The sequence below is a fragment of the Segatella cerevisiae genome (assembly GCF_024054555.1).
Classification (GTDB): Bacteria; Bacteroidota; Bacteroidia; order Bacteroidales; family Bacteroidaceae; genus Prevotella; species Prevotella cerevisiae.
In genome coordinates, this window is the sequence record NZ_JAMXLY010000001.1 from 76568 (window position 1) to 91649 (window position 15082).

11 protein-coding genes are annotated in these 15082 nt (G+C 45.3%); 6 read left to right on the forward strand and 5 right to left on the reverse strand.

Annotated features, from left to right (window positions below):
* Nucleotides 1-158: 158 nt before the first annotated feature.
* Together NG821_RS00295 and NG821_RS00300 are read right to left on the reverse strand one after the other, a co-directional pair.
* Nucleotides 159-833 (reverse strand): SprT-like domain-containing protein, encoded by a 675-nt coding sequence (locus NG821_RS00295; RefSeq protein WP_252759659.1) that lies wholly within the window; start codon nt 831-833, stop codon nt 159-161.
* 128 nt (nt 834-961) lie between these two features.
* Nucleotides 962-2530 (reverse strand): ATP-dependent DNA helicase, encoded by a 1569-nt coding sequence (locus NG821_RS00300; RefSeq protein WP_252759660.1) that lies wholly within the window; start codon nt 2528-2530, stop codon nt 962-964.
* Nucleotides 2531-2676: 146 nt separating this feature from the next.
* Between NG821_RS00300 and NG821_RS00305 the strand changes: the two genes are divergently transcribed.
* Both NG821_RS00305 and NG821_RS00310 read left to right on the forward strand, forming a co-directional pair.
* Complete coding sequence (locus NG821_RS00305; protein WP_252759661.1) at nt 2677-3498, forward strand: DUF3822 family protein; 822 nt, start codon at nt 2677-2679, stop codon at nt 3496-3498.
* Nucleotides 3495-4025, forward strand: coding sequence for an RsmD family RNA methyltransferase (locus NG821_RS00310; RefSeq protein ID WP_252759662.1), 531 nt, complete (start codon nt 3495-3497; stop codon nt 4023-4025). The genes NG821_RS00305 and NG821_RS00310 overlap by 4 nt, the downstream gene beginning before the upstream one ends.
* Before the next feature lie 374 nt (nt 4026-4399).
* On the opposite strand, the gene cls is transcribed toward NG821_RS00310, so the two are convergent.
* From cls to dnaG, 3 genes are all read right to left on the reverse strand, one after another.
* Complete coding sequence (gene cls, locus NG821_RS00315; RefSeq protein ID WP_252759663.1) at nt 4400-5827, reverse strand: cardiolipin synthase; 1428 nt, start codon at nt 5825-5827, stop codon at nt 4400-4402.
* Between the two features lie 99 nt (nt 5828-5926).
* The gene (locus NG821_RS00320) at nt 5927-7639 is read right to left on the reverse strand and encodes a hypothetical protein (protein ID WP_252759664.1); all 1713 of its coding nucleotides are present in this window, start codon (nt 7637-7639) and stop codon (nt 5927-5929) included.
* A gap of 48 nt (nt 7640-7687) precedes the next feature.
* On the reverse strand, nt 7688-9628 hold the full coding sequence (dnaG, locus tag NG821_RS00325) for a DNA primase (protein WP_252759665.1): 1941 nt from the start codon (nt 9626-9628) through the stop codon (nt 7688-7690).
* Between the two features lie 371 nt (nt 9629-9999).
* Between dnaG and NG821_RS00330 the strand changes: the two genes are divergently transcribed.
* The 4 genes from NG821_RS00330 to NG821_RS00345 all read left to right on the forward strand — a co-directional run bounded on the left by NG821_RS00330 (nt 10000) and on the right by NG821_RS00345 (nt 15075).
* Entirely contained in the window at nt 10000-10869 is an 870-nt protein-coding gene (locus tag NG821_RS00330) for an electron transfer flavoprotein subunit beta/FixA family protein (protein WP_252759666.1), read from the forward strand.
* Nucleotides 10870-10889: 20 nt separating this feature from the next.
* A complete protein-coding gene (locus tag NG821_RS00335; RefSeq protein WP_252759667.1) occupies nt 10890-11912 on the forward strand; it encodes an electron transfer flavoprotein subunit alpha/FixB family protein in 1023 nt (340 codons plus the stop codon).
* A 3-nt stretch (nt 11913-11915) separates the two neighbouring features.
* Nucleotides 11916-13652 carry an acyl-CoA dehydrogenase family protein gene (locus NG821_RS00340; RefSeq protein WP_252759668.1) on the forward strand — a complete coding sequence of 579 codons (1737 nt, stop codon included), beginning with the start codon at nt 11916-11918 and terminating at the stop codon, nt 13650-13652.
* 721 nt (nt 13653-14373) lie between these two features.
* Nucleotides 14374-15075 (forward strand): SDR family NAD(P)-dependent oxidoreductase, encoded by a 702-nt coding sequence (locus NG821_RS00345; protein ID WP_252759669.1) that lies wholly within the window; start codon nt 14374-14376, stop codon nt 15073-15075.
* The last annotated feature ends 7 nt before the right edge of the window (nt 15076-15082 follow it).

A 15082-nucleotide genomic window follows, 5' to 3' on the forward strand; every position in this document is an offset into this window, starting at 1 on the left:
CTGAATGACGATGAGTTCCGATAGATCACCTTAAATTTTCCAGTGCATAATCGGAAATCGCCGACACGTCAAAGACGAATTACTTTCTGAAAAAACCTGTAAGCAAAGAAAGGGACTATGCAGGATACCTTATTATATATACAAATGATGCACCAAGGTCATTTATTTTCAAATTGAAGAGCCTTCATACCTGGCAAGAGCCGTTGAAGTTCAGCCTTTGCAAGTTGACGTCCGCGCAAACTCCTGACCTGAGGATATTGTTCAAATTCTTTTAAATTTGAAACATACCATTCGTGTGCTATCACTGACGGCTCACTATTCAGTTTTCTTTCCAGAGACTTCACGAACTTAGGGTTTGCACGAGAAATAAAGAGTTTGTCCGAAGTCAAATGAATCACGAGTATTACGAATGCCGTAAGTTGGTGCTTTTTCTGGCGCATTTTCACCCAGTCTGCCACTTTCCAGTCCTTTATAGAAGATGTTACATCAATGCCCCAATTGCCCAACATATTCAATTCTTTCATTTTCTTTCTGAACAAAACACCATGTGCCGAAGTATCCCGAAGTCCCCGATACGCAATATCATAGTGGATCATTTCATGGAGGACAATACTTTGTGCCTGTTTTTCCGTCATATCATAATAGGTTGTCACCTTTATCGTAAAGTCATGTGTAATGATTCTCCCCCCAAGTCTGGTCTTCGCAAGGGTCATTGAACCCAGACGTGTTCTGGAGCGTGATATTCCGAAATGAGGATCCGGCAGAAATCCTTCAAAATACTTCTGGTTAAAATACCGGAAATTCATTCTCATCCAATCAATAGATACGATCATAATCCTGTGTTTTGTAATTAAGCCTTTTCACGTCACAGTCACAGAAGCCACATTCATCCCCCGGTCAAAACAGCAAGGGAATACAGTTTCATCACCAGCTTCCGCAATAATCAAGTTTATGACACTACTTATCTGTCTTCAGCATCCGCAGTCTGGGATTCAGGCCAATTAATCAAATAAAGTTTCTTTTTAGCACGCGTTATTGCCGTATAGAGCCAATGAAGGTAAGCCGGAGAGATCATCTCTTGAGTCATGTACCCCTGGTCCAGATAGACATGGTCCCATTGGCCACCTTGCGCCTTGTGACAAGTCACGGCATAAGCGAACTTGACCTGCAGGGCATTGAAATAAGCATCTTCGCGTAATTTATTCATCCGATCTGCCTTTCTGGGTACATCCCTATAATCTTCCATAACACCCTCAAAGAGTTGATCAGACTGCTCCCTGGCGAGTGATGGTGTCTCTGTGGTCAGACTGTCCATGATGACAGTCGCCGACAAGTCCTGATCATCATAGTCCGGAAACTTCAGGTCTACATCAGCAAAATGGAAACCATACAAGTCCCGGAAGTGACGCACACGTTCTACTTCCGCACGATCACCATTGGCTAAGAAGTTCAACTGATTTCCCTGCACCTGGGGCTCATCTTTTTTGAGATGGGACATGATGCCATGAGGGACGTCAGCGCTCTGATCCTGAAATTCTTGGGACTGAGGCTCATTTTTTTTCTTCTGAGCCATCCAATAATAATTATTTTTCACGATCATGATCCTATCCCCATTGCAAAGTTCATCATCCATCCCCAGCACCTGATTTCGGATGCCTTGATTATAGGCATTAGCCCTCTTGTTACTTCTTGTAATCACGATGGTCTCGTCAATCCCCACCTCAGCATAACTACTGGAAAGTTGTTCCACAAAATCTTCCCCTGAAATCCGGGACACGTCCGCAAAACCTTTAAAAAGGATTTTAGGCATTGCAAGAGTTCCGGACATAGGACTCATAGCCAGAATCATCTTCCTTATGTTCAAAGCATTGCGTAGGATGCCACTCCCTTGCTTCTGCCTCAAGACCTCATTCAAATCACACTGATAAACTTTCAAGCCATAAGCCTCAATGGCAGAGGCGCTCAATGCCGGTGCCTCATCCTCCCCTATCGGCGCCAATTGTGCCTGATCACCGATCAGGATCAACCGGTCATGACTACCGGCGGAGTAGACATACTGTATCAGGTCATCCAGCAGACTCCCGCTTCCGAAATTACTGTCAGATACCTGAGTCCCAGAAAAACCTGCCTGACGATAGATCATCGAAGCCTCATCGACCATAAAAAGCGTATGCCGATAGCGATTGAATCCAAGATTGAAAGTACCTGAGATGCCCTGATAGGACTGTTCGCGATAGATACAGCGGTGGACCGTATACGCAGCATGCCCGCTGTTGACAGAAAAAACTTTCGCAGCACGACCTGTAGGAGCCATCAGTACGACACCGGCATTCAAGTCTAGCAGAGTCTGCACGACAGCACCTGCCAACGTTGTTTTCCCGGTTCCTGCACTACCCCGGAATATCATGACACTCCGGGGATCGTGATCAGTCAGGAATAGGGATAATACAGAGATTGCCTTATCCTGCTCAGGAGTAGGAGTAAATCCGAAATGCAGTAAGATTTGACGTTTAAGTTCGTCTGTTATCATGAGCTATTTTATACCCGAAAGTATAGATTATTTTTTCAGAACAAGCTGAAAACAAAAAGTTTTTGCTATCTTTGCACGTGCAAATGTACAAAATACTGTCGGAAAAAGAAGAGGATTCTTCAAGTATTTCACATCGCAACCAAAACATGCCGGAAACCGAAATTCATCATATCACACGGAAACCGAGACTGACCTTTCGCATCTGTCACGATTCCCTTTCATTTTCTGTAGTGGACCTGACTATCGAAAGTCATCTTCGCTATGAACCTTATACGGTGAAAAACGGCATTTCCATAGCAGCTAACTTACGCGAGGCATTCAAGGACAATGAAATCTTACAGGGAGATTATGACCGGGCAATGGTCCTGATTGACTCGCAGTGCCTCCTGATCCCTACAGAGGAATTCAAGGCCGAAGAGGTTGAGACTCTCTATCGCTATACGTTGACAGGGCACGAGAACGACGTTATCCTGACAAATGTCCTGCCCTCCCTGAACTGCGTTGCAGCATTCTCCGTCAACAAGGACTTGAAACTTGTCATAGATGATCATTACAAAGACGTGCGCTTCCAACCCGTCATGCAATCGATCTGGAACCACCTCCACGAAGAGAGTTTCACCGGGATATTCAAAAAACTCTACGGCTATTTCCATGACAAGAAATTGGAGATCATCAGTTATGATAAGAATCGCTTCAAGTTTTATAACTCCTACGACATCAAGCATTTCAAGGATGCCGTCTATTTTCTCCTCTATGTCTGGAATCAGCTGGAACTGAATGCACAACGAGACGAACTCTACATCCTAGGGAACATTCCTGAACGGGAGGAGATGACCAAAGAACTCAAAAGGTTTCTGCGGAAGGTGTATCACATCAATCCCTCAGCAGTCTACAACAGAGCTCCTGTGGCACAGATAAAAGAACTTCCATTCGATTTATTATCATACTATATTAACAAACGGATATGAGAATTATTACCGGAATCTACAAAGGACGGCGGTTTGACATTCCCCGGACATTCAGTGCCCGCCCCACTACAGATATGGCAAAAGAAAATATCTTCAATGTCATCAGGGGTTACCTTGAGTTGGATGGTACTACTGCTCTGGATCTGTTTTCCGGAACAGGAAGCATATCTCTGGAACTGGCAAGCCGCGGCTGCCAAAAAATAATAAGTGTGGAAGGCAAGCGCGAACATGCGAAGTTCATAGCACAATGCTTTGAAAAGATCGGCTGTGACAAGGATATCCTCATCTGTGGGGATGTCTTCAGGTTCATTAAGCGCAATCGCCAGACTTTCGATTTCATCTTTGCAGACCCACCGTATATGCTGCCGGAGCTGACGACCATTCCGGACTTGATCTTTGAAAATAAGATGTTGTCCGAAAACGGAATATTCATCTTGGAGCATGGTGCAAAGCAAGATTTCTCAGAACATCCACATTTCATCGAACATAGGAACTATGGGGCCGTCAACTTTTCCATCTTCAAATGAAGTCCGGCATTCCAAGGCTAGTCCCAATCCCAGGACACCTAAGGTGCAAGTCCTGATTATGCTACGATGGCATCAGTGAGCCTGATCTTCAGGAAAACGACAATATCTATTATAACTATACGATAATACTATATTCCGAGACACATCTGTAGAAAGCTACATTAATATGTTACACTATAAGAATTCCAAAACACATCCCAACACGGTTGTCAGTTTAAGACATTTCAAGGAATTATTATTGCAAAAACAATTCATAGATCTTTCAGGATTAAAAAGACTGGCCCAACACGTCAAGTCACAAAGACTTCATGCCCCCAAACTGTTTTCGAGGCCTGAGGGGCATACCAAGACCTCTGAGACAGATTGAGCAGCCTTCACATCAAAGGCGAGAACAAGCGGAACACACTTTCACATAACCGGTGGAGAAAAGGTCTGTGCTTCATGGAACGATAATAGTCCTCCAGAAGTATACATTGCTTTTCATCATCTAAATACACCTTTTTTATTCTCAGCGACATTCCTTCATCGTAAAAGAAGGCATTGGACTCAAAATCATCTTCAAAACTCCGGAAATCAATATTCGTACTGCCCACTGTAGAAATATAATCATCACTGACCAACAGTTTTGAATGGTTGAATCCAGATTTATAGAGATAGACCTTTGCGCCTGCCTCTACGGCTTCTTCCACATAAGACCGGCTCGCCAGATCCACGAGTCTGGAATCCCCCTTGAAGGGTATCATCAAACGGATGTTAACACCTGCCAATGCAGCAGTGCGCATAGCGAACAAGACCGGTTCTGTGGGGAGGAAATAAGGTGATTCCATATACACATACCGCCGTGCCTGTAATATAATGCGCACATACCCCTGCATGATTCCTGGCCACGCATCCGTAGGGCTGGAAGAAACGACTTGCATGAGACAGTCATTGTCAATGGCCGGATTGATGGGCGGATAATATTTCCGGTCTGTCAGCAGCGTCCGGTCTACGAAATACCAGTCCACTAGGAAATCGCGCTGGATGGCGTATACGCCACCACCTTCAATCCGGATATGAGTATCCCGCCAAGCTTGCTTGCCCGTCCCTTTCACATACCTCAAGGCAATGTTCATGCCCCCGATGAATCCCACACGACCGTCAATGACGATAAGTTTCCTATGATTTCGATAATTCGCCTTACTTGTAAAGGCAGGAAATTTCACAGGCATGAAAGCGTGGACATCAATGCCGGCATCACGCATACGCTCAAAGAACTGGTCTTGAGAACTCCAGGAACCTACATCATCATAGATGACACGCACTTCGACACCCTCTCGGGACTTGTCTATCAGTGCGTCAGCAATCAGATAACCTAAAGCATCATCACAGAAAATAAAGGAATCAATGTGTATATGTTCCCGAGCTTTATCTATTTCCCTCAAGAGAGCCGGAAAGAATTCATAGCCGGAAGTATAGATATCCACCATATTGTCTTTGAAAGGCAGGGCAAGATTCTGCTTGGCGAAAAGCCTCATCAGCGGTTTCTGGCTTTCCGGAATATGCAGGTTTTCCTGTTCCGCAAATTCCAGCATTGAACGTTTGGACAATTCATCAAGGCTCCTCTGGCTCATCAACCGTTGCTTCCGGATATTCCGGCCGAAAAAGAAATACAGGACAATACCGATAACCGGCAAAAAGATCAGCACCAAAAGCCATGCCATAGTCTTTGCCGGTTGCCGGTTATCCATCAGTACAGTCACCATTGTGGCCACAATGATGACTATATAAATAACAATAACTATCCAATGCACATATATCATAACTGCTGACGCAAGATTAAAATAACACTATTTCGTCAATCCCCTCAAGTTTCCTCCTATTATGCCTCGCACAATGCATCTGGAAGGTCCGGTTTCCACTCACTTCCCGCCTTCCTTGATCTTCTGCAAATAAGCCAGCTCCCCTATGGCAAAATCAGTATTGTCAGGGTCGTCCAGCATTTTCTTCAGCAGCGCCTCGGCTTCATCGTAACGTTGCAGGTCAATATAGGCATAAGCCTTGCGGCGCTTCAGGAAATTAACAAACGAACTCATTGCTCCACTGCCTTGACGGTCAGTTCCTATGATATTATCTGCATTTTCCAAGAGGGTATCTATGAAACTCACAGCCCGGAAATCATGGCTATTCACCACACTGTTCACAAACTCCTCTGTATAGGTCACCCTGTGGAGCGGGAAGATGATGTCCAGATAATAATAAGCCTGACGGTATAGATTGAGTTCACAATAGCAGAACCCTATCAGATAACACACCTCATAGAAATGCTCTTTCTCGGAGGACTTCAAATTGTCATAAATAGATTGCGCATAATTAAACGCATCCAGAAGATACTGCAGCGATTCATAGAAACAATGATTCAAGAACAGCCGCTTTCCACGGAACAACAAATAAGCCAACTTCGGTTGAGTGCTCTCACACATCAGTTTCTGCTCTTCTGTCATCTCCTTTTCCTGCCCTCTCTTTTGTTTCTGCAAAGCATCCTCCCACATCAAATGGAATTCCGCCAACCGTTCTTTAGGAGACGTAAGGTCATAGGCAGCCAGAATACTTACGACCTCCGACTTTGCCAGTTTGCTTCTCAAGGGTACACGACGACTGACAGACAGTGGTATCAAAGTCATTGTGATACGATAGTAAATGGTGCGGTCTGTTTTATCCTCGGAATTGAAATGAAACACCATCGTACGATTATAAGGACCGCTAAGATCGACATACTGCAATTCCATTGATGCCTCGTCACGTACCAGTTGTCCGTCTTTGATCAATAGACCGCAGACATCATAGTCATGAATGGTCTGGGAATCCTCAAGTATCTCCGTTTTACCTGCAGATACCTTCAGGCTGATCGGTTCAAACTGACTGATTCCGAACAAAGAGTTCAGGAGTTTGTCTACCGTGATCTTTTCCCCGGCGCCCTCTCTCCAGGAAGGACCTGACTTCTGATGCAGTATCTCCTGCTCATGAAGAAGGAATAATTCCCTGCCCCACTCTGCGGAACTTCTCTCAAGGTCCGTATATCCCGTTTTCTGAATTTCGTCCTTAAGTTCGCTGAAACGCTTGACAAAAGTGTTCTGCCAGCGAAACATATCCAGCATCTCCCGCTCTAGGATTTCTATGGCGTTCTTGACGGTGAGAAGCAGACCGGACACAATATGCAGGTCTATCAGATTCTGATCCGTATTCAAGGTATACACGATCCGGCACATCCCTGCGCTCAAAGAACACTGGTTGCTCAAACTCCGGACCAATGCGATATGATCCAGAGATACTGAGAAGAAGAACGGATAAGTCAAGCGGATATAAGGAGATCCCCTTTCTATCCTGATACAGAAATGTCCGGTCTGATAGTCATAATGGTACAATATGCTGTCATGCTCCTTGTCATCCTCTATCCTGTATTTGCAATTGAATTTCTTCAATGCCATCTTGACCAGCATGGTATTGAAGGCGGTATCATAGTCATGAAGCGGCCGGCCTGAATCGATGTGACGTCTCAACGCAGGAATGATGACGAAAGCAACAATAAATACTATCGTCCATATAATTACTATGATGGCCATCTCTTCTTTCATAGATACCTGTTTAAAATCCTTTAATCTATACGACCAGCCTCATCACCGTCAAACTATTATATTGCTCCCCAGCATCTTTGCCATCTGATTGCGGATCGTCTGCATGTTCTGGTAATCCTGGATCAAATGTTTCATCCGCTCCTCATCACCACTGCACGTAATGATCTCCTGCTTCAAATTTTCCAGATGATGCTCGACATAGTCCAGTCTGAAATTGAGCGTCAATGTGAGGACATCGTGTGCGAGTTTTACCGGATCATCCTTGATTTTCAAACTCTCGGAAAGATGAAAACGATCCGTGCACATCTGTGCTGCCAGTTGGCTAATCTTCGGATCAGGGTGATTGATAAAATAATTCTCACTTATGAAATTATTGTCCTTCAAATGCGACACACACTCATGGAGAATCTGGTTGTAGAGATCAGCGGAGAAAGTCAGTTGGTCTGAACCGAAATCAGCATCTATATATCCGGCCACCGACAGTACGACATCATTTCCGTCATGGTCCTTGACGGTAATCTTATCACTTCCATGACGGATGATCAACTGCACCAGTAACTGCTCGACCTCTTTTTTCTGGACTTCCGTCGCCGGTTCCGCAATCTGAGGCTGTTGTCCTTGTACGGTAGTATGCTGGTCAAGTCCGGCAGCTCGTCTTTCGGCCTTTTCACGCTCACTCTTGCCATTGCGGATAAACTGGTTCATCTGTCTGATCAGCGTCGCTTCATTCAGTCCTAGTCTGGCAGAGCAGAGATGGATATAAGTAGCCCTGACGATCTGGTCAGTAATGACAGACACGCTCTCCACGATTGAGTTGATCGCTTCCGACCGTTTTATAGGGTCAGTGACCCCATTGAGCAAGACACGGATCTTGAACTCAATGAAATCTTCCTGATGATCCTGCACATACTGTTTAAAGTCAGATGAGGTATGGCTCCTCGCAAAACTGTCAGGATCATTCCCGTCAGGGAGAAGCAGCACCTTGATGTTCATTCCCTCCTTCAGCAGCATGTCCGTCCCCCGAAGAGCAGCATGAATACCGGCAGCATCACCGTCATAGAGCAAGACGATATTATTCGTAAAGCGATGAAGGAGACGTATCTGATAGATACTCAGCGCCGTACCTGAATTGGCAACGACATTCTCTATTCCACTTTGATGCATGCTGATGACATCCGTATAACCTTCGACCATATAGACACAGTTCTCTTTCGCTATTGCCTTCTTGGCCTGGAAGATGCCATAGAGTTCTCTCTCCTTATGATAGATCTCACTGTCCGGAGAATTGACGTATTTCTGGTTGACACCTTTCGTCCGTTTGTCGAGGACACGCCCCCCGAAGGCGATCACCTTACCGCTGACACTGAGCCAGGGAAAGATGGCACGGCCTGCAAACCGGTCGACCAAGCTACCGTCATTCCTTTCATAGCATAAACCGGTTTTCTTGAGAAACTCCGACTTATAGCCCTCTCGGATTGCCTCTGAGGACATTGCATTCTGCATGGGGAGGGCAAAGCCCAACTGGAAAGTCTGAATCATGTCATCCCTGAAGCCGCGGTCACGGAAATAAGCCAAGCCTATAGCCTTACCCTCTTCGTTCTGATGCAAGATGCTCTGAAAATATTTGGAAGCCCATTCGTTGACGATCAACATCGATTCACGCTCACTCTCGGCTTTCTTTTCTTCAGGAGTCAACTCCTTCTCGTGGATTTCGATATTGTATTTCTTGGCCAGCCACTTCAAAGCTTCCGGATAAGTCATCTGCTCCAATTCCATCAGGAAGTTGACAGCGTTGCCGCCCTTCCCGCAGGTAAAGCAATGGCAGATTCCTCTACTGGGCGAAACAGAGAACGAAGGATGAGTGTCATTGTGAAAAGGGCAAAGGCCGACATAATTGACCCCACGCTTTTTAAGTGTCACAAATTCAGACACCACGTCCACGATGTTCGTGGCTGCCATAATCTTATCAATCGTTACTCTATCTATCATATTATTCCAACAATTCCCTTCGAATATGCTCCAAATAGTTTTCTCTCATCCCCTCCGTAAACACTTGTTGTCCAAGGCACATTTTTCCGAAACAAGAGTCACTGCTCCTACAAGAAGTTTTCTTGCATAGTCGGATATGCAAATATACGAACTTTTTTCAGATTGATAGATAAGGTATATATTTTTTCAAGGGTCAGTTGAAGCTTTTTAAGATAAAATGAGTTTAGAAGAAGTAATTATTGCACAAACGGGCCGTTTTGTGCACATTGTAAATGAAAACGTGCAAATTTCAAGTATTTATTTGCCTGACTACCAAAAAATTAGTACTTTTGCGCCGAATTTCGGAATTTATTTATTATATATAACAGTTTATGAAGTTGAAAATCGTTGTACTTGCCAAACAAGTACCTGACACAAGAAATGTGGGAAAGGACGCAATGACAGAACAAGGTACTGTCAACCGTGCAGCCCTGCCTGCCATCTTCAATCCAGAAGATTTGAATGCATTGGAGCAAGCTCTCCGCATCAAGGACCAAAATCCGGGCTCTACAGTGGGCATCCTGACCATGGGTCCTCCCCGTGCCGGCGAGATTATTCGACAGGGACTCTATCGAGGCGCCGATACAGGATGGCTGCTGACAGACCGCCTCTTTGCCGGTGCAGATACATTGGCTACATCTTACGCCTTATCCTTGGGCATTCGAAAAATAGGTGATGTCGATATCGTTATCGGAGGTCGTCAGGCTATTGATGGCGATACAGCGCAGGTGGGCCCTCAAGTAGCTCAGAAACTGGGGTTAAACCAAGTAACTTACGCTGAAGAGATATTAAAGATTGAAAATGGCAAAGCCACTATCCGCCGTCATATCGATGGGGGTGTAGAGACGGTTGAAGCTCCACTGCCTCTACTGGTAACAGTCAATGGCACTGCTGCACCATGCCGGCCTTGCAACGCCAAACTTGTCATGAAATACAAGTATGCCTCCTGCCCTATGGAGCGTAAAGGCGACGAACCTTGGTCTGAACTATACAAGAGCCGCCCTTATCTGACCTTGAACCAATGGAGCGTGGCGGACGTAGACGGTGATCCGAAGCAATGTGGCTTAAGCGGTTCTCCGACGAAAGTAAAGGCCGTCCAGAACATCGTATTCCATGCAAAGGAAAGCAAGACTTTGACGTCTTCTGATGAAGATATTGACAATCTGATGAAAGAATTGATTTCAGAGAAAATTATCGGTTAAGACTGTAGTACCAGAAATTTATGAATAACATTTTTGTATATTGCGAGGTAGAAGGCACTACTGTTGCCGAGGTATCTCAAGAGTTGCTCACCAAAGGCCGCAAACTGGCGAATCAGTTGGGAGTAGAACTCGAAGCCGTTGTTGCCGGCACAGGAATTAAAGGGAAAGTGGAAGATCAGATCCTCCCCTATGGTGTCGATCACTTATTCGTTTTTGACGCTGAAGGACTTTTCCCCTATACATCCGCTCCTCACACGGATATTCTCATAAAACTTTTCCAGGAAGAAAAACCTCAAATCGCTCTCATGGGCGCTACCGTCATCGGCCGTGACTTAGGTCCGAGGGTATCATCCTCTTTGACTTCAGGTCTTACCGCTGACTGCACACAATTGGAAATCGGCTCATACGATGACCGGAAAACCGGAAAGCACTATGACAACCTTCTTTTCCAGATGCGTCCTGCTTTCGGGGGTAACATCGTAGCCACAATCGTCAATCCTGACCACCGTCCTCAAATGGCAACAGTCAGAAGTGGCGTCATGCAGAAAGCTCTGTATGATGGCAAAGCAAAAGGTGAGGTTTCTTATCCTGACGTTGCCAAATACGTACCTGAGACGGAATTTGTAGTAAAGGTCATTGACCGTGAAGTGAAAGCCGCCAACTGTAACCTGAAGAGCGCTCCGATCATTGTATCAGGCGGCTATGGCATGGGCAGCAAAGAAGGCTTCAATATGCTTTACCAACTTGCAGAAGAACTCCACGCAGAAGTGGGTGCTTCTCGTGCTGCAGTCGACTCAGGATGGGTAGACCCTTCTCGCCAAATCGGCCAGACGGGCGTCACCGTTCATCCGAAAGTTTATATCGCCTGCGGTATTTCAGGTCAGATCCAGCATGTCGTGGGAATGCAGGATGCAGGGATCATCATCTCAGTCAACTCTGACCCGAATGCGCCCATCAATAAAATTGCTGACTACGTCATCGTCGGTACAGTCGAAGATGTCGTACCGAAGCTCATCAAGCATTACAAACAGAATACCAAGTAAACTATGGCAAACTTTTATAGTGATCATCCAGAGATCCAGTTTCAACTGGAAAATCCTCTGATGAAACGTATCGTTGAGCTCAAAGAGCGCAACTTCGTTGAAAAAGATAAATATGCTGATGCTCCCGTCAACTACGAGGATGCTATTGAAAACTACAAGCGCATACTTGAGATCATGGGGGATATCTCCGCAAATATCATCCAGCCTAATTCCGAATCAGTGGACCTTGAAGGACCTCATCTTGAAAACGGGCGGATGAAATATGCCAGTAAGACCTACGAGAATCTTGATGCTACCCGCAAAGCCGGTCTTTGGGGTGTCACCATGCCTCGCCAATACGGTGGTCTCAATTTCCCATTGACGATTTTCTCCATGATGTCTGAAGTGGTCGGTGCAGCAGATGCAGGTTTTCAGAATGTCTGGAGCCTCCAGAGTTGTATCGATACGCTGTATGAATTCGCCTCTGACGAGCAACGGACGAAATACATTCCCCGTGTCTGCAATGGTGAGACCATGAGTATGGACCTTACCGAACCTGATGCAGGTTCTGATCTGCAGCGGGTCATGCTGAAGGCTACCTTTGATGAAAAGGAGAATTGCTGGCGCCTGAATGGTGTCAAGCGCTTCATCACCAACGGTGATTCTGACATTCATCTCGTCCTGGCCCGTTCTGAAGCCGGCACACATGACGGACGTGGATTGTCCATGTTCATCTATGACAAGCATAACGGTGGCGTCACGGTCAGACACATTGAGAACAAACTCGGTATTCATGGCTCTCCAACTTGCGAGTTGGTATTCAAGAATGCCAAGGCTGAACTCTGTGGCAGTACCAGACTTGGACTGATCAAATATGTTATGGCCTTGATGAACGGCGCCCGTCTGGGTATCGGTGCTCAGAGTGTAGGCCTGCAACAGGAAGCTTACAACTTGGGACTCGCTTACGCCAAGGAACGGGAACAATTTGGAAAGGCTATCATCCACTTCCCGGCTGTCTATGACATGCTTTCACGCATGAAAGCCAAATTGGATGGAGGTCGGTCTCTACTCTATCAGACGGCCCGCTATGTAGACATCTACAAGACTCTTGAGGATATCTCAAGAAGTCGGAAACTGACACCGGAAGAGCGTCAGGAGATGAAGAAGTACAGTCGTCTGGCAGATGCGATCACTCCCCTTTGCAAAGGGATGAATTCAGAATATGCCAACCAGGCTGCCTATGATGCCATCTCCATTCATGGTGGTTCCGGATTTATCATGGAATATGAGGCTCAAAGGCTTTATAGGGATTCCCGCATCTTCTCTATTTATGAAGGTACAACCCAGTTGCAAGTTGTCGCTGCCATCCGTTATGTGACCAACGGCACTTACCTCAAGATGATTGAGGAAATGCTACAGCATGAAGTAGCAGAAGACTTGAAACCACTTCAGGAACGCGTTAAAGAAATGACTGCTATCTACAAGCAAGCTGTCGAATACGTCAAAGATGCCGACAACCAAGAGATGCATGATTTCCTGGCTTATCGCCTTTGTGACATGACAGGCAACATTCTGGTATCGTTGTTATTGCTTGATGACGCAACACGAAACGAGGACTTGTTCGCACGCAGTGCAAAAGTATTTATATTCGCTGCCAACGAAAAAGTAGTGGGACACGCTGATTACATTCAGAATTTTATAGCTGAAGATTTGAAAGACTTCCGTGTAGAAACAGAAGATTCGGAAGAACTGAAAAAATAAAAAAGTTTAAGTCCTAAGAGGCGGCCGAGAAATCGACCGCCTTTTTTATTATGCCATACCATAAGGCGAAAAGGACCGATATTTGTCGTTCCTCTTGGAGCACGTCTTCGCGCCTGAAGATGCACGTCCATTCATTATATTAACACTTATCCATGCATTTCGTTGACACATGACTATACATTCTGTTCATCGCTCCATGATGAGCTGAAGATGAGTTTTTTGAAGTCCTGTTCACGTGCTTCTTGATGTCCTGTTGATAAGTTTTTTAAGGTCCTGAAGAAGCGCTTTATGAGGGTCTGTTCATACGTATCCTGACATTGTCCGGATACGCTTTATGAGGTCCTAATAAAAGCTTCTTTACACCCTGTTCAACCGCTTCAACAGATTGCCACAATTGTTTTGTCCACCAAAAGTCCAAATAGGGAACGAGGAGGGAACGGTAGGGAATGGAGAGGGAACGGAGAGGGAACGGCAGGGAACGGATTTGAATCAGGTTTATTCTTGATATACCTCTATAACAGAACGACTGCAAAGGAACAGACTTACTATTCTAAGATGAAATAATTTACGGAAATCAACTGCAAGACAATAATTTTCTGTAATTTTGCCCACGGTAAACTCGACTGCAGATTTTATTGAATATCCGTTTATGATCTATCATATACGAAAGTTTACCACCTATTAAATGATCAAACTTTTGTCGAACATTAAAATAAATAGAATGCCAAAAGTAATCGTTACAGGAGCTAATAAAGGAATAGGATTTGCCATCAGCAAAGAATTAGGTCTAAATGGATGGCACGTACTTGTAGGAGCACGCAACAAGGAAAGAGGAGAAAAGGCCGTCAGTACCTTAAAGTCACTCGGGGTCAAGGAAGCAGAATGGGTCAATATCAATCTCTCTGACCTGAAAAGTCTTCAAGCCTCCATTGAGTTGATTGCCACTCATCATCCAGATCTTAAAATGCTGGTCAACAACGCCGGGATACCCGGAGACATGGCATGCCCGAGTTATGAGTCAGACCTGAAGGACATCATAGAAACGGTGAATGTCAATTATATTGGCACCTATGCCTTGACCAAAGGTCTCGTTCCCGTTATCGCGAAGAACAAGGGCCGTATCGTCAACATCACAGTACCTACTACCGTCAATCCTTACTGGAATCCCTTGGCTTACAAGGCAAGTAAGGCAGCACAGAACGTCATGACAGAGACGATGGGATTCGATTTCGATAAAAATAAGATCCCCGTCGAAATATTCTGCGTTCATCCGGGACCGACAACGACAGACTTGAATGGAAACATGACGGGAGAAGGTTTCCATCAACCGGATGTCGTCGCGAAGAAATTTATGGAGATCCTCAAAGACGGAAAGCGCCATCAAGGAGAATTCATAGAGATATTCCCCATCGTCTCTGCTTGATGAGACC